Annotated in this window: 23 protein-coding genes and 1 pseudogene; 7 read left to right on the top strand and 17 right to left on the bottom strand. The window is 60.9% G+C overall.

Features of this window, described 5'->3' with window-relative positions; genetic code table 11:
- Positions 1-9: 9 nt before the first annotated feature.
- From QLG03_RS00995 to tssK, 4 genes and pseudogenes are all read right to left on the bottom strand, one after another.
- Positions 10-133 (bottom strand): annotated as a pseudogene (locus tag QLG03_RS00995) (hypothetical protein).
- A 186-nt stretch (positions 134-319) separates the two neighbouring features.
- Positions 320-2,017 (bottom strand): OmpA family protein, encoded by a 1,698-nt coding sequence (locus QLG03_RS01000; protein WP_255987895.1) that lies wholly within the window; start codon positions 2,015-2,017, stop codon positions 320-322.
- A 3-nt stretch (positions 2,018-2,020) separates the two neighbouring features.
- The gene (gene tssL / locus QLG03_RS01005; protein ID WP_101990265.1) at positions 2,021-2,674 is read right to left on the bottom strand and encodes a type VI secretion system protein TssL, short form; all 654 of its coding nucleotides are present in this window, start codon (positions 2,672-2,674) and stop codon (positions 2,021-2,023) included.
- Positions 2,671-4,011, bottom strand: coding sequence for a type VI secretion system baseplate subunit TssK (gene tssK / locus QLG03_RS01010; RefSeq protein WP_087848634.1), 1,341 nt, complete (start codon positions 4,009-4,011; stop codon positions 2,671-2,673). The genes tssL and tssK overlap by 4 nt, the downstream gene beginning before the upstream one ends.
- 601 nt (positions 4,012-4,612) lie before the next feature.
- Here tssK and QLG03_RS01015 point away from each other — a divergent pair.
- Complete coding sequence (locus tag QLG03_RS01015) at positions 4,613-4,942, top strand: gamma-glutamylcyclotransferase family protein (protein ID WP_032453325.1); 330 nt, start codon at positions 4,613-4,615, stop codon at positions 4,940-4,942.
- Between the two features lie 115 nt (positions 4,943-5,057).
- Complete coding sequence (locus tag QLG03_RS01020; protein WP_023290173.1) at positions 5,058-5,597, top strand: DUF2058 domain-containing protein; 540 nt, start codon at positions 5,058-5,060, stop codon at positions 5,595-5,597.
- A 24-nt stretch (positions 5,598-5,621) separates the two neighbouring features.
- On the opposite strand, the gene QLG03_RS01025 is transcribed toward QLG03_RS01020, so the two are convergent.
- The gene (locus QLG03_RS01025) at positions 5,622-6,320 is read right to left on the bottom strand and encodes an RluA family pseudouridine synthase (protein WP_255988034.1); all 699 of its coding nucleotides are present in this window, start codon (positions 6,318-6,320) and stop codon (positions 5,622-5,624) included.
- Positions 6,321-6,511: 191 nt separating this feature from the next.
- Between QLG03_RS01025 and QLG03_RS01030 the strand changes: the two genes are divergently transcribed.
- Positions 6,512-6,994, top strand: a complete 483-nt coding sequence (locus QLG03_RS01030) for a cold shock domain-containing protein (protein WP_032453327.1) — start codon at positions 6,512-6,514, stop codon at positions 6,992-6,994.
- 114 nt (positions 6,995-7,108) lie between these two features.
- Positions 7,109-8,008: a LysR family transcriptional regulator gene (locus QLG03_RS01035; protein ID WP_023290175.1), complete on the top strand. Its 900-nt coding sequence runs from the start codon at positions 7,109-7,111 to the stop codon at positions 8,006-8,008.
- Here QLG03_RS01035 and QLG03_RS01040 read toward each other — a convergent pair.
- The 3 genes from QLG03_RS01040 to QLG03_RS01050 form a co-directional block, all read right to left on the bottom strand.
- Complete coding sequence (locus QLG03_RS01040) at positions 7,983-8,792, bottom strand: substrate-binding domain-containing protein (RefSeq protein WP_255987896.1); 810 nt, start codon at positions 8,790-8,792, stop codon at positions 7,983-7,985. The two genes, QLG03_RS01035 and QLG03_RS01040, sit on opposite strands and share 26 nt — an antisense overlap.
- Positions 8,793-8,803: 11 nt before the next feature.
- Positions 8,804-10,099, bottom strand: a complete 1,296-nt coding sequence (locus QLG03_RS01045; protein WP_044523912.1) for an MFS transporter — start codon at positions 10,097-10,099, stop codon at positions 8,804-8,806.
- Between the two features lie 333 nt (positions 10,100-10,432).
- Positions 10,433-11,365, bottom strand: coding sequence for a LysR family transcriptional regulator (locus QLG03_RS01050; RefSeq protein ID WP_255987897.1), 933 nt, complete (start codon positions 11,363-11,365; stop codon positions 10,433-10,435).
- A gap of 99 nt (positions 11,366-11,464) precedes the next feature.
- On the opposite strand from QLG03_RS01050, the gene QLG03_RS01055 reads away from it, so the two are divergent.
- On the top strand, positions 11,465-11,941 hold the full coding sequence (locus tag QLG03_RS01055) for a GNAT family N-acetyltransferase (protein ID WP_004203250.1): 477 nt from the start codon (positions 11,465-11,467) through the stop codon (positions 11,939-11,941).
- Between the two features lie 49 nt (positions 11,942-11,990).
- On the opposite strand, the gene pckA is transcribed toward QLG03_RS01055, so the two are convergent.
- Positions 11,991-13,634: a phosphoenolpyruvate carboxykinase (ATP) gene (pckA, locus tag QLG03_RS01060; protein ID WP_023290179.1), complete on the bottom strand. Its 1,644-nt coding sequence runs from the start codon at positions 13,632-13,634 to the stop codon at positions 11,991-11,993.
- A gap of 283 nt (positions 13,635-13,917) precedes the next feature.
- Between pckA and QLG03_RS01065 the strand changes: the two genes are divergently transcribed.
- The gene (locus QLG03_RS01065) at positions 13,918-14,811 is read left to right on the top strand and encodes a LysR substrate-binding domain-containing protein (RefSeq protein ID WP_023290180.1); all 894 of its coding nucleotides are present in this window, start codon (positions 13,918-13,920) and stop codon (positions 14,809-14,811) included.
- Between the two features lie 5 nt (positions 14,812-14,816).
- Here QLG03_RS01065 and QLG03_RS01070 read toward each other — a convergent pair whose 3' ends face one another.
- From QLG03_RS01070 to QLG03_RS01090, 5 genes are all read right to left on the bottom strand, one after another.
- Entirely contained in the window at positions 14,817-15,536 is a 720-nt protein-coding gene (locus QLG03_RS01070) for an ABC transporter ATP-binding protein (protein ID WP_023290181.1), read from the bottom strand.
- Positions 15,533-16,408 carry an ATP-binding cassette domain-containing protein gene (locus QLG03_RS01075; RefSeq protein ID WP_044523916.1) on the bottom strand — a complete coding sequence of 292 codons (876 nt, stop codon included), beginning with the start codon at positions 16,406-16,408 and terminating at the stop codon, positions 15,533-15,535. The genes QLG03_RS01070 and QLG03_RS01075 overlap by 4 nt, the downstream gene beginning before the upstream one ends.
- Entirely contained in the window at positions 16,405-17,691 is a 1,287-nt protein-coding gene (gene livM / locus QLG03_RS01080) for a high-affinity branched-chain amino acid ABC transporter permease LivM (protein WP_023290183.1), read from the bottom strand. The genes QLG03_RS01075 and livM overlap by 4 nt, the downstream gene beginning before the upstream one ends.
- 9 nt (positions 17,692-17,700) lie before the next feature.
- Entirely contained in the window at positions 17,701-18,615 is a 915-nt protein-coding gene (locus QLG03_RS01085) for a branched-chain amino acid ABC transporter permease (protein WP_023290184.1), read from the bottom strand.
- Positions 18,616-18,724: 109 nt separating this feature from the next.
- Positions 18,725-19,783: a branched-chain amino acid ABC transporter substrate-binding protein gene (locus QLG03_RS01090; protein ID WP_075206763.1), complete on the bottom strand. Its 1,059-nt coding sequence runs from the start codon at positions 19,781-19,783 to the stop codon at positions 18,725-18,727.
- Positions 19,784-20,072: 289 nt separating this feature from the next.
- Between QLG03_RS01090 and QLG03_RS01095 the strand changes: the two genes are divergently transcribed.
- Positions 20,073-20,219 carry a hypothetical protein gene (locus QLG03_RS01095; RefSeq protein WP_004225356.1) on the top strand — a complete coding sequence of 49 codons (147 nt, stop codon included), beginning with the start codon at positions 20,073-20,075 and terminating at the stop codon, positions 20,217-20,219.
- Between the two features lie 51 nt (positions 20,220-20,270).
- Here the strand turns inward: QLG03_RS01095 and pflB are convergent, their stop codons facing one another.
- The 3 genes from pflB to tdcC are packed head-to-tail and all read right to left on the bottom strand — an operon-like array spanning position 20,271 to position 25,162.
- The gene (gene pflB / locus QLG03_RS01100; protein ID WP_147733389.1) at positions 20,271-22,565 is read right to left on the bottom strand and encodes a formate C-acetyltransferase; all 2,295 of its coding nucleotides are present in this window, start codon (positions 22,563-22,565) and stop codon (positions 20,271-20,273) included.
- A 29-nt stretch (positions 22,566-22,594) separates the two neighbouring features.
- The gene (tdcD, locus tag QLG03_RS01105; RefSeq protein WP_032453336.1) at positions 22,595-23,803 is read right to left on the bottom strand and encodes a propionate kinase; all 1,209 of its coding nucleotides are present in this window, start codon (positions 23,801-23,803) and stop codon (positions 22,595-22,597) included.
- A gap of 27 nt (positions 23,804-23,830) precedes the next feature.
- Positions 23,831-25,162, bottom strand: coding sequence for a threonine/serine transporter TdcC (tdcC, locus tag QLG03_RS01110; RefSeq protein WP_255987899.1), 1,332 nt, complete (start codon positions 25,160-25,162; stop codon positions 23,831-23,833).
- Positions 25,163-25,172 lie beyond the last annotated feature (10 nt).

Genomic DNA, 25,172 nt, shown 5'->3' on the forward strand with positions numbered 1-25,172 from the left:
GTTTCATTACTAAAAGGCAACCCCAGGGATATTTATTTTCACTTACTGAGAAATAAAAAAGCACACAGAAACCGGAGCCTTCAACGTTTAACGCTGCCAGCATTTCTCTGGCAATGTCCTTAGCGCTGTCGATGCAGATCTCCTTTATCCATCCCACTGTCCCGCACTTCACCCCCGCAGAGGCCCCACTTGCCGACAAGATTGACTGGCTGCAGGCACGCTACCGCCCATCGCTGTTTCCTGTTTATCAGGAACCCGTAGCGCACAGGGTCAGGCAGGCATAATGTTGTTGTTCAACGTCCGCGATCGGGTTCGCGGGTTACTCGGTTTCGTTTTTTAAGGCGTCAGCCCCGGCTCCTGACGTATTAGCCGTGCCCGGCGTCAGACAGGCGTCCTTCTGCGGGACCAGACTGATCTCCACCCGGCGATTTTGCGCCCGCCCGTCTGGCGTCTCGTTGCTGGCGACAGGACGACTTGCGCCGTAGCCCTGCACCGCAAAACAGCTCTCCGGCACATCGCCGGTATCGCGCATCCAGTCGCGGACCGCCTCGGCACGCTTCAGAGAGAGCTGTTGATTGGATCTATCGTTGCCGATGCTGTCGGTATGGCCTGCCACCACGATCAGCCAGCCGGGTTTCGCCTTAATGCCCAGCAGCGAGTTCACCAGCAGCTTTGTCGAACCCGGTTTCAGCGTCGATTTGCCGGTATCGAACAGCGCCATGCTATCGAGGCGGATCGTCTGCGGCCCCTGCACAACCTGCTTAATGACCGGACGCGGCGGCGGGGGCGGCGCCCAGTCATTGATCGCGGCTTCCACGAAGGGGATCAGCCGCAATCCCTGATACAACCCCAGCCGGTAACGCAGCGGCTCTCCCCGGCGCAGCCAGTCATCCAGCAGGCGGCTGTCGGCACGCAGACGCTGCTGCGCCTGCAGCTTCGGCGTCGGCGGCGCGCCGCTAAGGCGGTGGTAGACCGCCAGATGATCGCCGACGCTGCGCACGAGGCGCTGGTTGTTGATAAAGGAAGCCAGCATCGCCAGCGCCAGAAAGAGGAAGCCCATGCCAGCGGCAAGACCGGCAGCGCGCATCCGGCGGCTGACCCCGTGGCGGTGAGGCAGTGTTGACAGAAGAAGATCCGGCAGCGGGTGAGGACCTGGCGCCGCGGCGTTGCCCGGGGAGAGCGTGGTGATCCCGGCGATTTGCTGTTGCCAGAGGTTATTTGCCGCCGCTACCATCGGTGTCAGGCAGATGCCCACGGCACACAGGTTCAGCGGAGGAAGTTCCGCCTGCCGGGCGCGGAATGGCCGGAAAAGAGCGTTTTCGGCCAAGGTCAGAATGCTCTCCAGCCACAGCGTCTGATACAGGCGTGAATCAGGTCTGCCCTCCCGCTGCCACTCGGCAACCGACTGGGGCGCTTGTCCTTTCTGCTGCACCTGGAGACCAGGCCTCTCCGGCGTGACGGTAAACCAGCGGTTTTCCTCTACCTGGCCGCCTGGCGGCGTCACCCAGAACACGCTCCACACCGGCGGCAGACCGTTTAACCAGGTTCGGCACTGAACAATACTCCGCCGCCAGTCGCACAGCGACTGCACCAGGTGCTCCCCGGTGGTGTGGTGCTCCGGTACCACCGCCAGCAGCACGGAAACCTGCGATACCAGTGCCGGACGCGCCGCCGCCAGGTACTGCGCCAGCAGCGGCAACTGCTCCGCGCTGTCTCCCCGTAGATACCAGCCGTGACGGGTTTCGCAGTGCGCCGAACGCCCGGGAAACAGACCGTCGGTATCCCCGCAGACCAGAACCACTGCCCCCTGAAAATCCTCGGGCGGCAGGACGATTTCCGGTCGCTGACGGCTGACTGCCCGGCGACGCTGACGCCAGAGCGCCGCGCTGCCCGCCAGCAGGATGCACAGACTGAATATCACCTGGTTGCCGATGGACAGCGGCCAGAAGCCCAGCGCCAGCCACAGGGCCAGGATGACGGTCAATATCGTAAGCAGACGCCGGGCGTTATCACGCATCTCTTATCCCTGCCCTGCTATCTGCGCCACCATCTGTGACAGCATGGAGGAGAAGGTCAACCACAGCGCCGCCAGCGCCACAATGCCAGCCGCCCAGCCGCACCAGTACATCCGCCGTCCGCTGCGCAGCCGGGAGGCACGAACCACCACCGGCGCCTCCTGGGTCAGGCTGAACGGCGGAACCCGCGCGCCAAGCGCATGCGCTACATCCTCACGCCGTTCGTCATCCTGGGCGCGGTACTCTCCGACAAACCCCAGCTGCAAAGTACGAAAGAAGCAGGTCAGCACTGCCGCATCCGCCGCGGGCTCTCGTAGCAGCTGGCGGATCCGTTCCCAGAGCTCTTCCCCGGCGTTGAGGGTGCTGAAAAAGCGCGCCTGCAGCGGATCCTTGCGCCACCTGCGCCAGCCATCATCCTGACTGGCGCGGTTAAGGACGCTCTCATCAAGCAGCGCGCAGTAGGCATAGAGCATCTGCTCAGCGCTGGCTTCACTGACGCCTGCCGCCGCCAGCGCCTCGCGCGCCTCGGTCACCCATCGACAAGCCTGACGATAGAGCGCCTCGCCATCGGTCACCGGCTGGCCGCAGCGTAACTGACTGACCATCAGCCAGCCCGGGTAAAAGGTTTTGTTGATCAGATCGCTTTCAGAGATATTCATGAGCGCAGTACCGCAAAGAGTTCAAGTTTCACGTCGCCAAGCGATTCCGGGGTATAGAAGGTGCAGTTGCCAGCCTCCAGCATCGCGCGGGCGGCATCCGTGGAAAGATCCAGAGCGAAATATTGGTTTTCCAGACGTAGCGGAATGGCCGCCGGCACATGGCTCAGCGGTTTGATCGCGATGCCGCTGAGGGCAATGTTGACGACCTCGGCGACATCATCATGGCTACCCGCCTTACAGAGCTGCGGAAAGCGGCTCTGAAGCTGGTGAGGGGGAAGTGAAGAACGCACCGACAGATAAAAATCCGCCCCCTCGCGCAGCCGTGCATCGTGCAGCCTCCCCCGCCAGATCTCCCGGTCAGCACCCTGCTCCAGCGCGATGGCGATCACCCTTGAGGGCAAGCTGACTTCGAGCAGCGTATCCAACAGGGCAAACAGCGGAGGGAATACCTGCTCCGGCGAGGCATGCCGGTAGCGGGGGATCGCGTCCAGATGATGTTCAAGAGAGAAGGTCAGCAGACTGCCGGCCAGCCTGGCCAGTTCACGATAGAGCAGCTCCGGATGGCGCGAAGGGTCCTGATGCAGCTCGCTGAGCACCGGCTCGGCGCTGTTCAGTGCGTTGAGCAGCCAGAACAGGGAAACATCCGCCACGGCAAAATCAGCCATCCGCGCATTGCTTTCACGGCGCATGGCCATGAGGCGTCTGCGTCGGGCCTGCAGGCGATGTAGCAGCTCGCCCAGCTCGCTGACCAGCGTCGGGCTTGCGGCCAGCGACAGCAGCGGCGGGATGAATTTCGGGTCAAAGATCCACTGCCCCTGGGCGTCGCGTACCAGACGCGCTACCGGGCAGGTTAGGAAGGCTGCGTTTTCTTCGATGGAGAGACGCAGCGTCAGCGTGTGCCGCAGGACGGCCAGCTCGCTGCGTTCATGGCCTGCCAGCTCCTGCACGGTCACCTGCTCGGCGCGCCAGCGGCGCGGGCGGGCGCTTTCCTGGCCGTCATCAAGATTGCCGCCGCTGGCGCTGAGCAGCGGCAGAGCGAGCAGAACCTCCACGTTGTCCTGCATCACGTCCGATACATCGCGGACCGGTGGCAAAATATCCGCCAGCTCGGTGTCAATCAGCGCGCCGTCGGCGAAACGCACGATCAGCCGGGTGGCGTTGAGCCGGGAAAGGGTGAGCGCGCTGGCGTCAAACTCCGCGCGCAATATCCCCCAGGGGTGGGCGAGCGCCATGCGGGAGACCGTATCGGCGACGTGCGCGTCCCAGCGGGCCTGTTGCTGAAACTGCTGCGGAACCAGAAAAGCCCCATCGCGCCATAATGGGCGGAAAATCTTCATCGCACCTCCTGTGCCTTTCACTTTCATCTGTCTGCAGACAGGACCAAATGCCCGGTGGGATATCCTTCATATACCTTGCGTTCGCCTCAGCCCCTGCATTTGCTCTGGCCTGTTCCTCACTAGCGGTTTTTCTCCCGAACGTCGTTCGTCTCGATTGATTGCCTGCCGCTTCAAGGAAAGGAAATATCTCCCCTGCCCGCGAGAATTTCGAAATCAGATGGTATTTTTTGTTCAAGGGAGGTTTATCTTAAAGTGAAATAGCCAGGGGAGGTAACGCCTGGCCCTAAATAATATCTGAATTCAACCCAAGGAAGTTTTATAATTCCTCTTCATTCCATTCACGCAGCTTATTCCATAAGCTGTCCATTTATTATTTCGCTATTAAATATTATTTATATTCACCTGCAAATAATAAAAAAAACTCAACACTAAAATTGTCACTGCAGTAAATATGCCACCGACAGCGCCGGCGCCTGAATCTCCCCCGGCATCAGAGAGATGCCTGACCCCCACCCGGCCATTGCCAGGCGCTGAATTACCCCGTATTTTGGTTTTCCGCTCCGCTGGGGGCGGGTATCAGGGCGAACGAGAGAGAGAGAAAATGAAACCGCTATTTGTCTATGGGACGCTCTGTCCCGGTCGCAGCAATGCGCATATTCTGGAGGCGATCGGGGGCGAGTGGCGTCCGGGCTACGTTACCGGTACCTTTTACGCGCGCGGCTGGGGCGCAGCTGCTGATTTTCCGGGGATCGTCCTCGATGCCAACGGCCCGCGGGTCAACGGCTATCTGTTCCTGTCCGACCGGCTGGCGGCGCACTGGCCCATGCTGGACGACTTTGAGGAGGGGTACGATCGGGTGCCGGTGGAGGTGACCACCGACGATGGACAGCAGGTCAGCGCCTGGATTTATCAGCTCCAGCCCCGGGAGTAATCCCCGGCCAGTCTCGCGCTACCGGGCACAGCGGCCCAGTACGTCCGCGGGTCTGGCGTCGTTTCCGCCAATGCAGGTATACTTGCCAGATGTTTCCTAAGCTTCAGATACGCAAATGACAAAACTTACCTTACAAGAGCAGATGCTCAAAGCCGGCCTGGTCAGCAGCAAAAAAATGGCCAAAGTCCAGAGAACGGCGAAAAAATCCCGCGTGCAGGCCCGTGAGGCCCGGGAAGCGGTGGAAGAGAATAAAAAAGCCCAGCTGGAGCGCGATAAACAGCTCAGCGAGCAGCAAAAGCAGGCGGTGCTGGCGAAAGAGTATAAAGCTCAGGTCAAGCAGCTGATTGAGATGAACCGCATTACGGTCGCCCGGGGCGATATCGGCTTTAACTTTACCGATAATAATCTGATCAAAAAAATCATGGTCGACAAGACCACCCAAACCCAGCTGATTAACGGTCGCCTGGCGATTGCCCGCCTGGCGGTGGATAACAAACCTGAAGGGGAATATGCAATTATTCCGGCGATTGTGGCAGAGAAAATTGCCCAGCGCGATGCCAGCAGCATCGTGTTGCACAGCGCCCTGAGCCAGGATGAGCAGGATGAAGACGATCCGTACGCCGACTTTAAGGTGCCCGACGACCTGATGTGGTGATCGCGGGCTTCCAGCGGCAGGCGATCAGAACGAGCTTGCCTGCTGGATATGCATCGGCTCGCAGCTGACGGGGTGGCGAAAACGCAGTTCGCTGGCGTGCAGCATCAGCCGCGGAGCCTGTTCCGTGCCCGGCAATTCCCGGCCGCCATACAGATCGCAGCCAAGGATCGGATAGCCCAGCAGCTGACAGTGGATCCGCAGCTGATGGGTGCGCCCGGTCTCCGGGGTGAGCGCCACCCTCGTCAGCGCCAGCGCCCTCTCCCCTTCCCGCGTCTGGTACATACGGTCAATTACCCGGTAGCGCGAACGCGCCGGTTTGCCGTGCCGGGCGCAGATCGACATACGCGGGAAACGGGTCGGGTCTTTGGCGATCGCCGCCTCCACTATCCCTTCATCTTCCGGCAGATGGCCGCACAGCAGCGCCGTATAGACCTTACCCACCGTGCGCTGACTGAACTGCTGGCACAGCGCGGCGTTAATCACCTTGTTGCGGGCGACCACCATCAGACCGGAAGTGCCGAAATCAAGGCGGTGTACCAGGGTGCAGCCCGGAAAGCGCTGGACCAGTCGATGATGCACGGAGTCGAGGTTGCGCGGATCTTTGCCTGACAGGCTCAGCAGCCCGGCAGGTTTATTGATCAGCAGCAGGTGTTCGTCCTGATACAGGAGGGTTATCTGCTCGCGGCACGGCGGAGCGACAAAGGTATCGATAATGGTGGACATCAGACGGCCCGAAGAAGGAGTGGCCGGCGATAGTAACCCATTTTGCCCGCCGGTACGACGCTGGCGCACGATCCGCCCTCGCGGCGGCGTCATTTATCACCCACACTTATCGCAAAGGCATGGTCTGCGCAGGCAATGTGCTTTACACTGCGCGCTGCAAAATTTGAGTTAACCAACGAGTAAGAACGGTAATGGCGATGAACGGAACAATCACAACGTGGTTTAAAGATAAAGGTTTTGGATTTATCAAAGATGAAAACGGCGAAAACCGGTATTTTCATGTGATTAAGGTCGCCAATCCCGATCTCATCAAGAAAGACGCGGCGGTGACTTTTGAACCTACCACCAACAATAAAGGGCTGTCGGCCTACGCGGTGAAGGTCATTCCGGAAAGCAAATATATCTATATCGCCGGCGAGCGGCTGAAGCTGACCTCCATCAAGTCCTATGTGGTTTACCGGGAAGAAGAGCCGGTCGAGACCCGTGTGGATAAAGAAAACGCGGTGCTGTCGGTCGGGCTGCTGATGAACAGCATCCGGCCAAAATCCGCGGTGCAGCCGGGAGAGATGCGCTCGGTGAAAAAGCTGGCGATCACCACCTTTCAGGGGACAACCCTGATCTTCTCGGAAGACGAAATCGATATCGATGCCACGGTAAAACTGCTCAAGGTATGACGACCCGGCGTGCGGTCAGCCGCGCGCCCAGTCACCTGCCGAGCCGATTTTCGTCGCCATCGCCCCTCACCGGACGGGGCGAGGCGCCAGACAGCCGATAAGGATGCCGCCGCCATGCCCGTAAATTTTGACTTCAACGATCTCTATGCCTTTCGCGCCCTGATGGAGTATGGCAGCTTTCGGCTGGCCGCAGAATCCATTTGCCTGTCACAATCGGCCCTCAGCCGCCGCATCGAAAAGCTGGAAACCGCGTTAGGCAACCGGCTGTTCGAGCGCACCACCCGCCGCGTGACCCTTACGCTGTATGGACAGAATTTTGCCGAACGTTCGGAGCAGCTGCTGGCCCACGTCGAGACGGTGCTGGCGGATATCAGCCAGGTCAGCAAGGCGCGTACCGGGCTGGTGACAGTGGCGACGGTACCTTCCGCCGCCTACTACTTTATGCCGGAAATCATCCGCAGCTTTCAGGCGCGCTTTCCCCAGGTGCGTATCCGGCTGATCGACAGCAGCGCCGGGAATGTCATTGAGGCGGTGAGCAGCGGACAGGCTGACTTTGGCCTCTGCTTTGCCAAAAACCTGCCGGCCAGCATCGAATTCACCCCGCTGGCCGACGACCGCTATGTCGCCGCCTGTCGGCACGACCATCCGCTGGCGAGCAGGACGCACCTCAGCTGGCAGGCATACTTTGAACAGGATTATATTGGCCTCGATCGGGTCTCCGGCAACCGGACGCTGCTCGACAGGGAGCTGGCGCATCTGACGCCGGCGCGGCCAAGCATTTGCGAAACCCGCCACGTCACCACGATGCTGGGGATGGTGGAAGCGGGCATCGGCATTGCCGCCGTGCCCGCGATGTCGATGCCCGCCGGGGAGCATTCCGTTCTCCGCGCCGTACCGCTTACCGAGCCGGTGGTCACCCGTACGGTAGGTCTGATCCGCCTCAGCGGCCGTATTCAGTCCTACGTGGCGGCAGAGCTGGAGAAGCTGATTATTGAACAGTATCCTTCTGGCTGACCGGCGCGGCGGCAGCTACGCTTCGCATACCGGTGGCGTGGATGGTCTCCTGCGCCGCCGGTGAGGCCAGATACGTCAGCAGCGCCTTTCCTTCCTGCGGGTGGTCGGCGCTGACGGTCACCGCCCCGGCAAAGCGGGTGATGTACTGCAGGTTATCCGGCAGTTCGCCGACAAAGGTCACGCCGGGCACCGGCAGCAGTTCGCTTACCTGCTGAAAACCGATCGCATACCGTCCCTTCGCCACTTCCGAGGCTACCGGAATACGCTCCACCATCCGCGCTTTGCTCTGCATCGCCTCATCAATGCCCAGGCGGTGGAACAGCGTCGAGCTGACATAGCGTCCGCTGGCGCTGTCGGAGTACGCGACCGACGGCGCAGCCAGCAGCGCCGCCCGCAGCTGGTCTGCGCTGCGGATAGCCGGCAGCGGCGCTCCCGCTTTCACCACCACGCCGATGGGCGAGTCGGCCATCTCCCGGCGCGAATCCGGTTGCGTACGGCCCGCTTTCTCGAGGCCGGTCAGCGCGTCGCCGACCATAATCACCACGTCCGCGTGTTCGCCCCGCGCCAGGCGGTTAGGGATCGCCTGCGGCGTTTTCCCCATCGACGGCCCGGGGATCACCACGAGGTGGTTACCGCTTTGTTTTTCCCATGCCGGGGCCAGCTTTTCCAGCGCCGCTTTGAAGCCGCCGGAGATCATCACGGTGACCTCAGCGGACAGCGCGCTGCCGCCGGTGGCGGCCAGCAGCAGCGTGGCCAGCAGGGTTCCTGTCGTTTTACGCATCATCATCTCCCTGATTAACGTGCCGTCTGCAGCGTAACGGCGCTGCGGCGATAGAGGTAGCAAGTGGCCAGCAGGCCGCAGACGGCGGCAAAGCTCATCCAGTAGCCTGGGGAAGCTTTATCACCGGTATATTCAATCAGCGCCGTGGAAATCACCGGCGTGAAGCCGCCAAACACCGCGGTCGCCAGGCTATAGGCCAGCGAGAAGCCTGCCACGCGCACTTCGGCGGGCATAATTTCGGTCAGCGCCGGGATCATCGCCCCGTTGTACATGCCGTAGATAAAAGACAACCACAGCAGCACGCTCAGCATCATTAAAAAGCTCGGCGCGTTCGCCAGCATGGTCAGCGCAGGCCACGCGGTAGCCAGCGCCAGCAGGGTCATGGCAATCAGCACCGGCCGGCGGCCAAAGCGGTCGGACAGCGCCCCGCCCACCGGCAGCCAGAAGAAGTTGGAAATCGCCACCAGCAGCGTGACCAGCAGGCTGTCCGAGGCGCTGAGCATCAGCACTTTTTTGCCAAAGGTCGGCGCATAGACGGTGATCAGATAGAACGCGGTGGTGGTCATCGCCACCATCATCATCCCGGCGATGACCACCTGCCAGTTCGCCAGCAGGGTGGCGAATACCTGGCGCATCGCCAGATGATGGCGGCGGGCAGTAAACTCCTGGGTCTCCTCCAGCTTACGGCGCAGCACAAAAATGAACGGGACGATCAGGCAGCCGAAAAGGAACGGAATACGCCAGCCCCAGTCGCTGATGGCGCTCTGCTCCAGCACGGCGTTGAGGGCAAAGCCCATCGCGGCCGCCACCATAATGGCGACCTGCTGGCTGCCCGACTGCCAGCTGGTGTAAAACCCTTTGCGGCCCGGGGTGGCGATCTCGGCCAGATAGACGGATACCCCGCCCAGCTCAGCGCCGGCGGAGAAGCCCTGCAGCAGGCGGCCGATCAGCACCAGCAGCGGCGCCCACAGGCCAATGGCCTGGTAAGAGGGGATCAGCACGATCAGGAAGGTGCCGGTGGCCATGATCGACAGGGTCACAATCAGCCCTTTGCGCCGCCCTACCTTGTCGATATAGGCGCCAAGCACGATGGCGCCGATGGGCCGCATCAGAAAGCCGGCGCCAAAGACCGCGAAGGTCATCATCAGCGAGGCGAATTCACTGCTCGCCGGAAAAAAGGTATGTGCGATGTAGGTGGCATAAAACCCGAACAGGAAAAAGTCGAACTGTTCGAGAAAGTTACCGGACGTGACGCGCAGAATGGCGCCGAGCCGGTCACGGGTACTCATCAGTGAGGTTGTCGAATGCATGCAGGTCTCCAGTTTGTTATCCACGCGTTGTCGCGCGCCTGTTGCTGAAGACTGAAACAGAACCGGGAATGAAATAAGCGTAATAAACGCATCCATTGATGCAATTTACGCATAAATAACATTTAACTAATTAACATTACTTTTATATACAATCATTTAACACTCTCTGCGTCATCAACGTCGGCGGCAGGGATGAAAAAGTGGGTTTTCCGTTTTGTGACCGAGGCCAGGGTACGCCGCTGCGCCCCGGGCGCCAGGCGGTAAAAGACATACCCGGCCCGGCAGGGTTAACGCGACGCCGAGCGGCGAGATGTTAATAATCCGGACGTGACCTCAGGGCGCCGGCGCCGCGGCGGCGTTCCCCAGCGTCTGCAACAGGGAGATCAGCCAGCGGGTGGCCTCGCGTTTCCCGCTGCGTTTGTGGGCGTAAATCTTGACGTCAAACGGGGGAACCGGAAACGGCAGCGGGAAAATGGTCAGCCGGGCGGCGCGAGCCATCGTCTCCGCCGCCCGCCGGGGCAGCGCCATCAGCAGATCGCTCTGCTCAATAATAAAGGGAGCGCTCAGCATCGAGGGCGTTTTCACCGCCACCTGCCGCGAATAGCCCTGCCGCTCCAGCTCACAGTCCAGCACCCCCTGCCGCTCATTCCATGGGGTCACCACCAGATGACGGGCCGCAAGGTAGGCGTCCAGGTTGAGCGCCGTTCGGTCGGCCTGGCTAATAACCACATATTCGTCCCGCAGCCAGTTAATCTCCTCGAGATCGGGATGAGCTGGCTCGTCAGGGGTATTGAACCCGAGAGCCAGATCGACCTCGCCCGCCAGCAGCTCGGTCAGCGCCGGGCTTTGGGGCAGATAACGGAGCTCAAACCGCAGCCCGGGCGCCTCACGCTGCAGGTGGTGCATCAGCGTCGGAAAGACGCAGAACGCGGTGAAATCGGTGATCGCAATCTGCATGCAGTCGGTGCTGGCGGCCGGCACAAACGCCGCCGGCGGCGTCAGCTCCTGATTGAGAAATTTCAGCGCCGAAGCGATAGAGGGCGCCAGCTGGCTGGCATAGACGCTGGGACACATCCGGTGACCTTCCCGATAGAACAGCGGGTCGTTGAGGGCGCTGCGCAGCCGGGAGAGCGCATGGCTCAGCGCCGAGGTGCTCATCGCCAGCTCTTCTGCCGCCAGGCGCACCGAGCGGGAGCGATAGACCGCGTCAAAGACCGGCAGCAGGTTGAGGTCGATACGGCGCAGGACAGGATGCATAATATTCATCGTTTGCTGATTTCATTGCACTTAATTCTTTTCACAATACCGCTTATGCTCTGGGTCAGCAATTTTGCTTTCTTTCATACCATTCAGACAGGACGACCCATGAGCATCACGATCCGCCAGGCCACCCCGGACGACGCCACCGCTATTTATGACATGATTTATGAACTCGCGGTCTACGAGAAAGCCCCCGAAGAGGTGGTGACGACGGCAGAGGAGATCAGAGAGACGCTGTTTGCCAGCAGCAGCAAAACCGAGGCGCTGATCTGCGAGGTGGCGGGCAAAGCGGTGGGCTACGCCGTGTTCTTCACCAGCTACTCCACCTGGCTTGGCCGTAACGGCATCTATATGGAGGATCTGTACGTAACCCCCGACTATCGCGGGATCGGCGCCGGAAAAGCGCTGCTGAAAACCATCGCGCAATATGCTGTACAGCGTCAGTGCGGGCGTCTGGAGTGGAGCGTGCTCGACTGGAACCAGCCGGCGATTGATTTCTATCTGAGCATTGGCGCGCAGCCGCAGGATGAGTGGGTGCGTTATCGCCTCACTGGCGATGCGCTGCGGGCCTTTGCGGAGTAAGGCGGCTCGCCCGCTGGTCGGCGCCTGGCGTCGACCGGCTGGCCGCGGATCAGGCTTCGACCGCGCTATTCTGCAGCTGCGGACCGGCCAGCGCCAGACGCGCGCCCGCTTCGGTATCGCTGTACTGCTTAAAGTTATCCATAAACAGCTGAGCCAGACTCTCCGCCTTCTCCTGCCACTTATCCGCTGAGCTCCAGCCATTACGCGGATCCAGCACTGCGCTGTCGACGCCCGGAATGCTCTGCGGGATCGCAAGATTGAACACCGGGATCGCTTCATCGCGCAGCGGGCCGGTGGTGCCATTGAGGATCGCGCTGATGATGCTGCGGGTATCGCGCAGCGACAGGCGTTTGCCCTCGCCGTTCCAGCCGGTGTTGACCAGCCAGGCTTCCGCACCGGATTCCGCCATCTTCGCCGCCAGTACGCTGGCGTACTGGGTCGGGTGAAGCAGCAGGAACGCCGCGCCGTAGCAGGCGGAGAAGGTCGGCGTCGGCTGGGTAATGCCGCGCTCGGTGCCCGCCAGCTTCGAGGTGAAGCCCGACAGGAAATGGTACTGCATCTGCTCGGTGGTCAGACGGGAGACCGGCGGCAGGACGCCAAACGCGTCTGCGGCAAGGAAAATCACCTTCGACGGATGGCCCGCCCGGGACACCGGCTTGACGATATTGTCGATATGCGACAGCGGATAGGAGACGCGGGTGTTCTCGGTTTTGCTGCCGTCGGCGTAATCCACGCTGCCGTCGGCGCGCACCACCACGTTTTCCAGCAGCGCATTGCGGCGGATGGCGCCATAAATCTCCGGCTCCGCCTGCGGGTCGAGATTGATGGTCTTGGCGTAGCAGCCGCCTTCGAAGTTAAACACCCCATCATCGTCCCAGCCGTGCTCGTCATCGCCAATCAGTTGACGATGCGGATCGGTGGACAGCGTGGTTTTGCCGGTACCGGAGAGGCCGAAGAACAGCGCGACGTCCCCTGCTTCGCCGCGGTTGGCCGAGCAGTGCATCGACGCGATGCCTTTCTGCGGCAGCAGGTAGTTCATGACCGAGAACAGCCCTTTTTTCATTTCGCCGCCGTACCAGGTGCCGCCGATGAGCTGAATACGCTCGCTCAGGTTAAAGGCGACGAAGTTCTCGGAGTTCATGCCCTGCGCCTGCCAGTTGGCATTGGTGCAGCCGGCGCCGTTGAGCACCACGAAGTCCGGAGTAAAGCTGGCCAGCTCGTCGGCGCTCGGCACGATAAACATGTTTTTGACAAAGTGGGCCTGCCACGCCACCTCGGTGACGAAGCGCACGCCAAGGCGGGTGTCCGGGCTGGCGCCGCACCAGGCGTCGATGATGTACAGTTTTTTGCCGCTCAGCTGGCCTGCGACCAGGCTTTTCAGGCTGCGCCACACTTCTGGCGATAACGGCTTATTATCATTGCGGCCGAGGCCGGAGTCAGCCCACCATACGGTGTCGCGCGTCTGCTCGTCTCTGACGATATATTTATCGCGCGGCGAGCGGCCGGTGAAGATGCCGGTATCCACTGCCACAGCGCCAGAGTCGGTCATTACGCCGCGGGCCGCGCCGGTCAGCTCAGGAGCGGTTTCATGTGCAATAAGCAAATCGTAATCAGGGTTGTAAAACAATTCGCCGCTTGCATTAATCCCCAGCTCCTGCAGAGCCATTTTTACTGATTCAATTTGTTGTGACATGGAACTCCTGACAAACTATTTAAGGTAAGAGGCCTGGGTTATTCATTGCTTTCGTCATCGTCGCCAGCTATTTAATAAGATAAATCCTGGGCAATGAAATAAAGCAATAAATAACCGTGAGTCGCGATTTCATATCGTGCTCATGTAGGGTCGCCGATACGCATTCATAAATCTCAACTTTCCAAAAAATGTTAACACCTGTCGATAATTATGTTAATTGCATAGTTTCTATGCGCTATGCTAAAATTGCATAGCCTTTATTGCGTTTTTGAGGACTGGATCGGTGTTGGCAAATCTGGAAGTTAAATGGCTGTATGATGTGATTGCTCTCGAGGAGTCACGCAGCTTTACCCTGGCGGCCAAAGCCCGCAATATCTCGCAGTCCTCGTTCAGCCGACGCATCCAGTCGCTGGAGGCTTCCCTCGGATTCAGCATCTTCGACCGCAGCGCCAACCCCCTGCAGTTGACCAACCGCGGGAAAATTTTTGTCGGCTATGCGCGAAATATGCTCGACGACATGGATTTTCAGATCAGCCGAATTAAAGGTTTAAATAACACCACGCAGAAAATAAGAATCGACGCCGCCCCGTCGCTGTCGGTGTTATTGCTGCCGGAAATTATCGCCGGTTACACCGACCGTAAAAATAAGACTTTTCATGTTGAATCGATTAACGTCAACGACGCCGTATTTAACCTGAAAGAGGGTAAAAGCGATTTTATCCTCTCCTTCTATAATGAAGAATTAATGAACTATCCGTTTATTAATCATAAAATTTTTGATTCTTACCTGCACCTGGTCTCCCCCTGCGACGAACATGGCCGGCCGCTATTTCATTTACATCGCGGCGTGCTGCCGCTGATGAAATACGCCAACGACAGCTATATGGGGCGCCAGGTGAACCAGGTCATCGACCGCACGCCGGAGATCACCTTCTCCCTCACCTTTGTCTCTTCCATGAGCGAGCTGCTCAAGCGCATGATCCTCAATGGCGACGGCGTGGGCTGGCTGCCGCAGTACTCCATTCAGCGCGAGCTGGACGAAGGCCGACTGACGATCCTCGATGAGAGCCTGTCGCTGCCGATCGGCGCCTGGCTCTACCGCTCCGGCTCGCGGCTTAACCAGGCCGCCGAACGTTTCTGGCAGCACATTAAAACCCGTAACCAACCGCGGGATTAACCCTCTCAGCCGCTGATCCCCAGATACGCCTTACGCACCTCCGGGTCGTTGAGCAGCGCCTGGCCGCTACCGCTCAGGCGGATCTGGCCGTTCACCATCACGTAGGCGCGGTCCGACAGGTTGAGGGCATGGCGGGCGTTCTGCTCCACCAGAAACAGCGTCATCCCCTGGGCCGTCAGCTCGCGCAGGATCTGAAATATCTGCTTCACCACCAGCGGCGCCAGTCCCAGGCTCGGCTCATCCAGCAGCAGCAGGCGCGGCCGGCTCATCAGCGCCCTGGCGATGGCCAGCATCTGCTGTTCGCCGCCGGAGAGGGTCATCGCCCGCTGTCCCCGCCGCTCTTCCAGCCGGGGGAACAGCTGGTACATCCGGGCCTTGTCCTCGGCCTGATAGCGGTTGCCAATGGCAATGGTCCCCATCAGCAGATTCTCCTCGACGGTCATATCGGGAAAGATGCGCCGCCCTTCCGGGGCCTGGGCGATGCCGTTGCTGGCGATAAAGTGGGTCGATTTCCGGCTGATCGCCTCCCCGCGATAGAAAATCTCCCCGCCGGCAATACGCGGCTGCCCGAAGACCGACATCAGCAGCGTCGATTTACCCGCGCCGTTGGCGCCGATCAGCGCCACCGTCTCCCCCTCGTTGACGGTCAAGGAGACCTGCTTCAGGGCCTGGATCGGCCCGTAGAAGACATCCACCTCATCAAAGGCAAGCAGTGGCTGGCTCATCGGCGCGTCTCCTCTTCCTCAGCGCCAAGATAGGCGGCAATCACGCTGGCGTTGGCCTGAATCGCCTGCGGCGCGCCGCGGGCGATGACGTCCCCGTGATCGAGGACGATGATATGATCCGAAATCTCCATCACCATCCCCATATCATGTTCGATCAATAGCACCGTGATGCCGTGCTGCTGGCGCAGAAAGCGGATGATCCGGCTCAGCGCCTGGGTTTCGACCGGGTTGAGTCCGGCCGCCGGCTCGTCCAGACAGATCATCTCCGGACGGGTGCACATGGCGCGGGCGATCTCCAGCCGCCGCTGCTGTCCGTAGGAAAGCGTTCCCGCCAGACGGTTGGCGCAGTCCACCATCTCCACCACCTCCAGCCAGTAAAACGCGCGATCCAGCGCCTGACTTTCCGCCTGCCGATAGCCGCGGGTGTTGAGGATCCCGGCCAGCAGATGGCGGTTAACCTGAGTATGCTGGGCCACCAGCAGGTTCTCAATCACCGACATCTCGCGGAACAGGCGAATATTCTGGAAGGTGCGGGCCAGACCGGCGCGGTTCACCAGATGGGTGCCGCCGAACATCTTGTAATAGATCCGCCGCCCCAGCTGCGCCGGGTGGAGGAAATCGTCCGGGTGAAGCTTTTGCCCCAGCACCTGAATGACATCGGTGACCTTTTCCCGCGCCCGTAGCACGATACTCCCCCCCGTCGCCCGGTAAAAACCGGTCAGGCAGTTAAACACCGTGGTCTTGCCCGCGCCGTTGGGGCCGATCAGGGCGGTGATCGACCCCCGCTCCACCTCCAGATTGACGTCATTCAGCGCTTTGATGCCGCCGAAATGCATCATCAGATGCTCAACGCGTAAGATGCTGTCGCTCATGGCGCGACTCCTTTTCGCAACGCGACCCCGCTGCGGCTGGTGCGCACCAGGCCGCGCGGCCGCCAGATCATCATCAGCACCATCAGCACGCCAAACAGCAGCACGCGATATTCGTCAAACCCGCGCAGCAGCTCCGGGGTGACCGTCAGGACAAACGCCGCCAGCACCACCCCAAGGGTGGAGCCCATTCCCCCCAGCACCACAATCGCCAGGATCAGCGCCGACTCAAAAAAGGTGAACGACGTCGGATTAACAAATCCCTGATAGCTGGCGAAGAACACTCCGGCGATGCCGGCGGTCGACGCGCCGAGCATGAACGCCGAGAGCTTGACCAGCACATGGTTGAGCCCCATCGCCCGACAGGCGATCTCATCCTCGCGCAGCGCCTCCCAGGCGCGGCCGATGGGCATCCGCGTCAGGCGATGCTTCACCAGCAGCACCAGTATCACCACCATGCACAGCACGGCGTAGAGGAAGATGAATTTCAGGTTGGGGTTGTAACTGACGTGGAAGAATTCATGGATAGGGATACCGCCATCCTTTGCCCGGCGGGTAAATTCGAGGCCAAACAGCGTGGGGGACGGCACCGGGACGCCGTTGGGGCCGCCGGTGAAGCTCACCCAGTTGTTAAGCACCAGGCGAATGATTTCGCCAAAGCCGAGGGTGACGATGGCCAGATAGTCGCCGTGCATGCGCAGCACCGGAAAGCCTAGCAACGCCCCGGCGAGGGCCGCCATCACCGCCCCCAGCGGCAGCATCGCCCAGAAGCCGAGACCCAGGTACTGGTAGCCCAGCGCCAGGCCGTAGGCGCCGATAGCATAGAACGCCACATAGCCCAGATCGAGCAGCCCCGCGAGACCCACCACGATATTCAGCCCCAAACCGAGCAGGACGTAGATCAGCCCGAGGATCGCCACGGTCAGCAGGTATTTGCTGGCGAGAAACGGAAAGGCGATAGCCAGGCCCACCAGCAGCGGCATTATCCAGCGCAGCCGCGAGCGGTAGCCCGGGGGCCGGACGTACACCCCGTCATCCGCCCCCTCAAAGCGGGCAACCAAGGCCTTGCCCCGCCGGCTCTGCAGCAGCAGGCTGAGCGCCAGTCTACCGGCCATCACCACCGCCACCAGGATCGCCACCCGCGCGGGCGCGAGGGTAAAGCCATAGCCTTTGAGCACCACGCCGACGATCGGGCCAAAGACAATTAACGCGCAAAGACCGGCCAGCACGCTGTCGATCAGCGCGCTTTTGATATCCCGCGCAGGCTGGCGCGTCAGTTCACCCATAGAGCCCCCTCAGACCTTGGCCACCAGCGGACGACCCAGCAGCCCCTGCGGGCGAAAAATCAGGATCGCCACCAGCAGCGCAAAGGAAAAAACGTCTTTGTAATCCGAATTCACCATTCCGGCGAACTGCGCCTCGGCCACCCCGAGCAGCAGTCCGCCCAGCATCGCGCCAGGCAGCGAGCCAATCCCGCCCAATACCGCGGCGGTGAAGGCTTTGATGCCGATAATAAATCCGATGTAGAAGTCGAAGGTGCCGTAGTTCATGGTCACCAACACTCCGGCCAGGCCGGCCATCGCCGCGCCGATGACAAACACCAGGGAGATCACCCGGTCGGTATTGATGCCGAGGATCGCCGCCATGCGCCGGTCCTGCTGGGTGGCGCGGCAGATGCGCCCCAGCCGGGTGTACTGGATAATCCAGGTCAGGATCAGCATCCCCACCAGCGCGGCGACGAGAATAAACACCTTGGTCCAGGTGATCTGCACTACCCCATCGCCCACCGTCATACGCAGCGCGCCGCTGAGCAGCGTCGGGATCCCCTGCTGGTTTGGCCCCTGGCTCAGCTGAACATAGTTCTGCAGGATCAGCGACATTCCAATAGCCGAGATCAGCGGCGCCAGGCGCGTCGAGTTGCGCAGCGGCCGGTAGGCGATGCGCTCGATCGCCCAACCGTACACGCCGGTGACCACAATGGTGAATACCAGGGTGGCGAAAATCAGCAGCGGAAACGAATGGATCCCGAAGAAGGAGAGCAGCGCCAGGCCGATGGCGCACAGGTAGGCGGAGACCATATACACCTCGCCGTGGGCGAAGTTGATCATGCCGATGATCCCATACACCATGGTGTAGCCGATGGCGATTAAGCCGTACACCGCGCCCAGCGTCAGCCCATTGATCAATTGTTGCAGAAAAAACGCCGTCATAGCCCCTCCAGCCGCCAGGCCGACGGCCGCCGGGATCGGTACCCGGTCGACCGCCGTCGTGAGACGATTAGCCAATCAAAACAACGGATAGTTACTGGGTGGTAGCCGATCAGAGCTGGTGATATTTGCCCTTGTCGTCCCACTGATAGACCACATAGTCCGACACCTTGAGGTCGCCTTTGCCATCCCAGCCTTTTTTGCCCATCACCGTCTCGACGTCGTGGCTCTTCAGCCAGTCGCTGGCTTTGGCGTTATCGGTGCCGACGGCGTTCCAGGCGGCGGCGATAGCCTGAATGGAGGCGTAGGCGTAGAGGGTATAGCCTTCCGGCTCAAAGCCGCTGGCGCGGAACTTCTCGATCACCGCTTTGCCTTCCGGGAGAGTGCGCGGGTCCTGACCAAAGGTCATCAGCACGCCGTTGGTGAACTGCGGCCCGCCGGCGGCCGTCACCAGCTCCTCGGTGACAATACAGTCGCCGGAGAAGAATTTCGCCTGCACTCCCTGCTCGCGCATCTGGCGCACCAGCGGGCCCGCCTCAGGGTGGCAGCCGCCAAAATAGACCACGTCCGGCTTGAGGGCGCCGATCTTGGTCACAAGGGCGTTAAAGTCTTTTTCACCGCGGGAGAGGCCTTCGTACAACACTTCTTTGGTGCCCCGCTTCGCCAGCGCCGCGCGGGTGGCATCGGCCAGCCCCTGGCCATAGGTGTCTTTATCGTGGATGACGGCAATTTTCTTCGCCTTCAGCACGTCCAGCATATAGTTGGCGGCAATCGCCCCCTGCTGATCGTCGCGGCCGCACATGCGGAAGAGATCCTTCATGCCGCGCTCGGTGATTTGCGGGTTGGTGGAGCCGGGGGTAATGGTCAGAATCCCGGCTTCGTCATACACCTCGGAGGCCGGCATCGTTGAGGAAGAGCAAAAGTGCCCCACCACGGCGGAGACTTTCGCTTCGTCCACCAGCCGGTTGGCCACCGCTACCGCCTGTTTCGGTTCGCACGCGTCATCCCCCTGCACCAGCACAATCTTTTCGCCTTTGATGCCGCCGGCGGCATTGATATCAGCCACCGCCTGCGAGGCCCCCTTCCAGTACTGGGCGCCGTAGGTAGCGTTGGGGCCGGTGAAGGGCCCGGCGACGCCGATCTTCACGTCAGCCTGGGCGTAAAAGGCCATGCTCATACAACCTGCTATCACAACATGAAGCGTCATTGTTTTCAGTTTCAAAGACATTCGGATATTCCTCAGCGATTTAGAGCCTGGCGTCATGGAATGACGCAGAAAATATCACTTACCGTGTGGTACCGACGCAGGCGCAGCGCCAGGACGGCCAGGGTGGAAGAAGCAAAAATCCCGCCAGGTAGAGAGATCGCGCCGGAGAGCGGACGCCCCGGTCGGTGCGCACGCGACGACAACCCGTGCCGCATCCGGCAAGGGCGCATTCCCTTTCAGGTCAGGAGATCGGTTGCCATCACGTGGCGAGCCGGACAACGCGGTATCCGTACCGGCCCGTGAGCTAAACATAGATGCAGTTAGCGGTCGCTGCGCGCCAGCGTGGTGCAAAAATGCGAATATGATCAACAGTGGTGATTATTTTGTTGCGGTAATGTGAAGATGATAACAGGAGAGCCCGTTAAGGGCTCCCCTGTGGCCCGGCGGCCGCTCAGAGCTGGCTGGTGAACGTTCGCGAGATCACATCCTGCTGCTGCTCGCGGGTTAGCGCGTTAAAGCGGACCGCATAGCCGGAGACGCGGATCGTCAGATTCGGATACTGCTCCGGATGTTCTATCGCATCGAGCAGCTTTTCCCGGTTCAGTACATTGACGTTGAGGTGCTGTCCCCCCTCCACCATCTCCTCGTGATGGAAGTAGCCGTCCAGCAGCCCCACCAGGTTGTTTTCCTGCGCCGACGGCGCTTTGCCGAGGGCCGCCGGCACGATGGAGAAGGTGTACGAGATGCCATCTTTGGCGTAGGTAAACGGCAGTTTCGCCACCGAGGTCAGCGACGCCACCGCCCCTTTGCGGTCGCGGCCATGCATCGGATTGGCCCCCGGGGCGAACGGCGTCCCCGCCCGACGTCCGTCCGGCGTGTTGCCGGTTTTCTGCCCGTACACCACGTTGGAGGTAATGGTCAGGATCGACTGGGTCGGCACCGCCTGGCGCCAGGTGGGCAGCGCCTGAATTTTGCGCATAAAGCGCTCCACCAGGTCGCAGGCGATGGCATCGACGCGATCGTCGTTGTTGCCATATTGCGGATAATCCCCCTCAATGACAAAGTCCACCGCCAGCCCGTGATGGTCGCGCACCGGCTTCACCCGGGCGTACTTTATCGCCGACAGCGAATCCGCCGCCACCGACAGACCGGCGATGCCGCAGGCCATCGTGCGGTAGACGTCACGGTCGTGCAGGGCCATCAGCGCCGCTTCGTAACTGTACTTATCATGCATGCAGTGGATGATGTTCAGCGCGCTGATGTACTGCACCGCCAGCCAGTCCATAAAGTGGTCGAGGCTGGCCATCACGCTGTCGTAGTCCAGCACCTCATCGCGCAGCGGCGCGGTTTTCGGCCCCACCTGGATCTTCAGTTTCTCATCCACCCCGCCGTTAATCGCGTAGAGCAGCGTTTTGGCGAGATTGGCGCGGGCGCCGAAGAACTGCATCTGCTTGCCGATCACCATCGGGCTGACGCAGCAGGCGATGGCGTAGTCGTCGCTGTGAAAATCGCTGCGCATCAGATCGTCGTTCTCATACTGCAGCGACGAGGTGGCGATAGAGACCCGGGCGGCGTATTTTTTAAACGCCACCGGCAGCGCCTGCGACCAGAGCACGGTCAGGTTCGGCTCCGGCGCCGGACCCATGGTGTGCAGGGTATGCAGGTAACGGAAGGTGGTTTTACTGACCAGGGTGCGGCCATCCAGCCCCATACCGCCCAGGACTTCCGTCGCCCAGATGGGATCCCCGGAGAACAGCGAGTCAAATTCCGGGGTACGCAGGAAACGCACCATGCGGATCTTCATGATGAAGTGGTCAATCAGCTCCTGGGCCTGCTCCTCATTGAGTAAACCGGCGCGCAGATCGCGTTCAATATAGATATCGAGGAAGGTGGCCGTGCGTCCCAGCGACATGGCGCCGCCGTTCTGCGACTTCACCGCCGCCAGGTAGGCGAAGTAGAGCCACTGCACCGCCTCCCGGGCGGTGCGCGCCGGGTGGGAGATATCGCAGCCGTAACGGGCCGCCATCTCCTGCATCTGCTGCAGCGCGCGCCGCTGTTCGGCCAGCTCTTCGCGCAGGCGCAGGGTGGACTCCAGCGCCTCGCCGCGTTCAAGGGCCGGCTGTAGGTCGGCAAACTGCAGCTCACGTTCGCGGACCAGATAGCGAATGCCGTACAGCGCCACGCGGCGGTAATCGCCGATGATCCGTCCGCGACCGTAGCCGTCCGGTAGCCCGGTCAGCACCCCGGACTTACGGCAGCGCAGCATATCCGGGGAATAGACGTCAAATACGCCCTGATTGTGGGTCTTGCGCAGCGCCGTAAACTGATACTCAAAATCGGGGTCCATTTCGCGGCCATAGGCCTCGAAGGCGCTTTTGATCATATTGATGCCGCCAAAGGGATGCAGGGCGCGCTTCAGCGGCCGGTCCGTTTGCAGGCCGACGATCTTTTCCAGCGGCTGGTTGATATAGCCCGCCGCGTGGGCGGTGATGCTGGTGGCGACATTGGTGTCGAAATCCACCGGCGCATGGGTGGCGTTCTCGACGCGGATCCCGGCCATCACCTGCTCCCAGAGGGCGGTGGTGGCCGGCGTCGCGTCGGCGAGGAAGGACTCATCGCCCTCGTAAGGGGTGTAGTTATGCTGAATAAAGTCGCGAACGTTAATCTGCGTTTGCCACGCCGTCCCGCGAAAGCCCTGCCAGGCGTCGGCGTATCGTGCGTCGTGGGTGTCGATATCTACTTTCATGAACATCGTCTCTCTACAGAATAAAAAAATCAGGCCAGCGCCGCCGCGGTGTGGATCCGGCCTAAGCGGATCGCATCGAGGGCAATCATGCGCTCTTCATTGGTGGGGATAACCGCGCAGCGCACCCGGCTGCCGTCGGCGGAGATCAGGCGCTCGCCGGCCGAATTAGGCTGCTGGTTGCGGGCAGCGTCCATCTCAAGGCCAAAGACCGCCAGCCGCTCGCTCACCAGCCGACGGATCAGCACCGAGTTTTCGCCAATCCCGCCGGTGAAAATAATGCCGTCGAGACGCTGCAGCGCGGCGGCGTGGCCGGCGATATGGCGGGCGATGCGATGGACGAAGGTTTTGATCGCCAGGCGGGCGCGGGCATGGCCCTCATGCCAGGCCTGCTCCAGTACCCGCAGGTCGGAGGAAAGGCCGGAGATCCCCAGCAGGCCGGAAGCGGTGTTGGCCACCCGCTCCAGGTCGCTGAGGGTCTGCCGGGTTTCCGCGGCAATCCACGCCATGGCGCCGAAGTCGACATCGCCGCTGCGGGTGCCCATCATCAGCCCCTCCAGGGGCGTCATCCCCATCGAGGTGTCCACGCTGCGGCCGTTGCGCACCGCGCAGATCGAGGCGCCATTGCCCAGGTGGGCGATCACCAGGCCGCTCTCCTGCTCCGGCAACCCGAGCAGCGCCAGGGCGCGCCGGGAGACATAGCGGTGGGAGGTGCCGTGGAAGCCATAGCGGCGCACCCCGAGGTTCTGGTAATACTCCCACGGCAGGCCATAGAGAAAGGCTTCCGGGGCCAGGGTCTGGTGAAAGCTGGTATCAAAGACCGCCACCTGCATGACCCCCGGGAACAGCCGCTGCGCCGAGGCGATGCCGCTAAGGCTGGCGTAGTTATGCAGCGGGGCCAGGGACGATACCTGGCGAATATTGTCGATAACCTCCTCGCTGATAATGACCGACTCGGTGAAGAGGTCGCCGCCGTGGGCGACGCGGTGGCCAATCAGGGCCACGCTGTCGATAAGATCGCGTTGGGCTAATGCCCCGGCAATCGCCTGCAGGGCGCCTTCGTAGCCGCGCGGCGCCAGCGCCACCGGCTCGCCGCCGTTGAGCGAGAGAGACGCCTGGTCCGCGTTGATGCCCTCGGCTACGCCGTTGAGCAGGCAGTCGCAGCTGGCGGCGTCCAGTACGGAAAATTTGATCGACGACGAGCCGCAGTTGATCACCAGCACTACCGGAAATTCAGTCATGTTGTACTCCGCGTGGCCTGAGCCGGATTAGAACAGTTTGTAAACGATATTGAGGATGGTCAGCAGACCAATGGCGGTCACAAAGAGGTTATCGAGACGGCCACGGTATTTGGCCAGCGAAGGCGCTTTACGAATGGCGTACATCGGCAGCAGGCACAGCAGCGAGGCGATAATCGGCGCGCCCATGGCCTCAATCAGGTCGAGGATATTGGGGTTGGCATAGGCCACCACCCAGGTCGAGCCCATGATGAACACCATGCTCAGGGTATTGAGCTTGCCGCTGGAGACCCGGGTTTTATCCCCTTTATAGCCGAAGCGCAGGATCAAACCGTTCAGCCCCTCCAGGGTGCCAAGATAGTGGCCGAAGAACGATTTGAAGATGGCCACCAGGGCGATGATCGACGCGCCATACTCCAGCAGGGTGGCAAAGGTGGATTTGGCGCCCGACATCAAGGCAAAGTGGTTCGCCAGATAGGAGAGCACCGGGATATTCTGCGCCTTGGCGTCCGCCATGTTCTGCGGCGAGAGGGTAAACAGGCAGCTGAAGGCGAAGAACATCACCACCGCCACCATCAGCATGCTGGCCCGGGAGATGATCTGCGAGCATTTGTGTTCGGTATACTCCCGGCCAAACTGCGCTTCATACTCTTCGCGTTTGGAGACCACAAACGAGGAGACGATCGGCGAGAAGTTAAAGGAGAACACCATAATGGAGATGCCCAGCCACACTGTCACCAGAATGCCGTCGTGACCGGTTAAGGCGATATCGCTGAGGTTCACCTGATCAATCACCGCGCTATTCCAGTAAGGGATCAGAGACAGGGAGATTACCACCAGGCTGGCGATAAACGGCCACACCAGATAGCTCATCACCTTGACCATCAGGTCTTTGCCAAACCAGATGACAAACGCCATCAGCAGCAGCAGGAGCAGCGCCACCACTCCGCGGTTGAGGGCCGGCATCTGCAGCTGGTTCTCCCAGAAGGTCATGAAGGTATTGGTGATCGTCACGCCATAAATCCACAGCAGCGGGCAGATGGCGAAGAAGTACAGAAAGGTGATCACCACCCCGCCGGTTTTGCCAAAATGCTCTTCCACCGTTTCGGTGATATTGCCGGAGGGGTTAGCCCCCGACAGGCACAGCCGCGCCAGCGCCCGGTGGCAATAGAAGGCGATGGGATAGGCCAGCACCAGCATCACCAGGATCGGGATCAGCCCGCCGAAGCCGGCGCGGATAGGGAAAAACAGCACCCCGGCGCCGATGGCGGTACCAAACAGGCCCAGGGTCCAGGTGGTGTCGGATTTACGCCAGGACGAAAGGCTTGTCTGGCTGGATGCAATACTCTCAGTCGTACTCATATCCTGTCCT

The sequence above is a fragment of the Klebsiella sp. V115_8 genome, assembly GCF_029967715.1.
GTDB lineage: Bacteria > Pseudomonadota > Gammaproteobacteria > Enterobacterales > Enterobacteriaceae > Klebsiella > Klebsiella quasipneumoniae.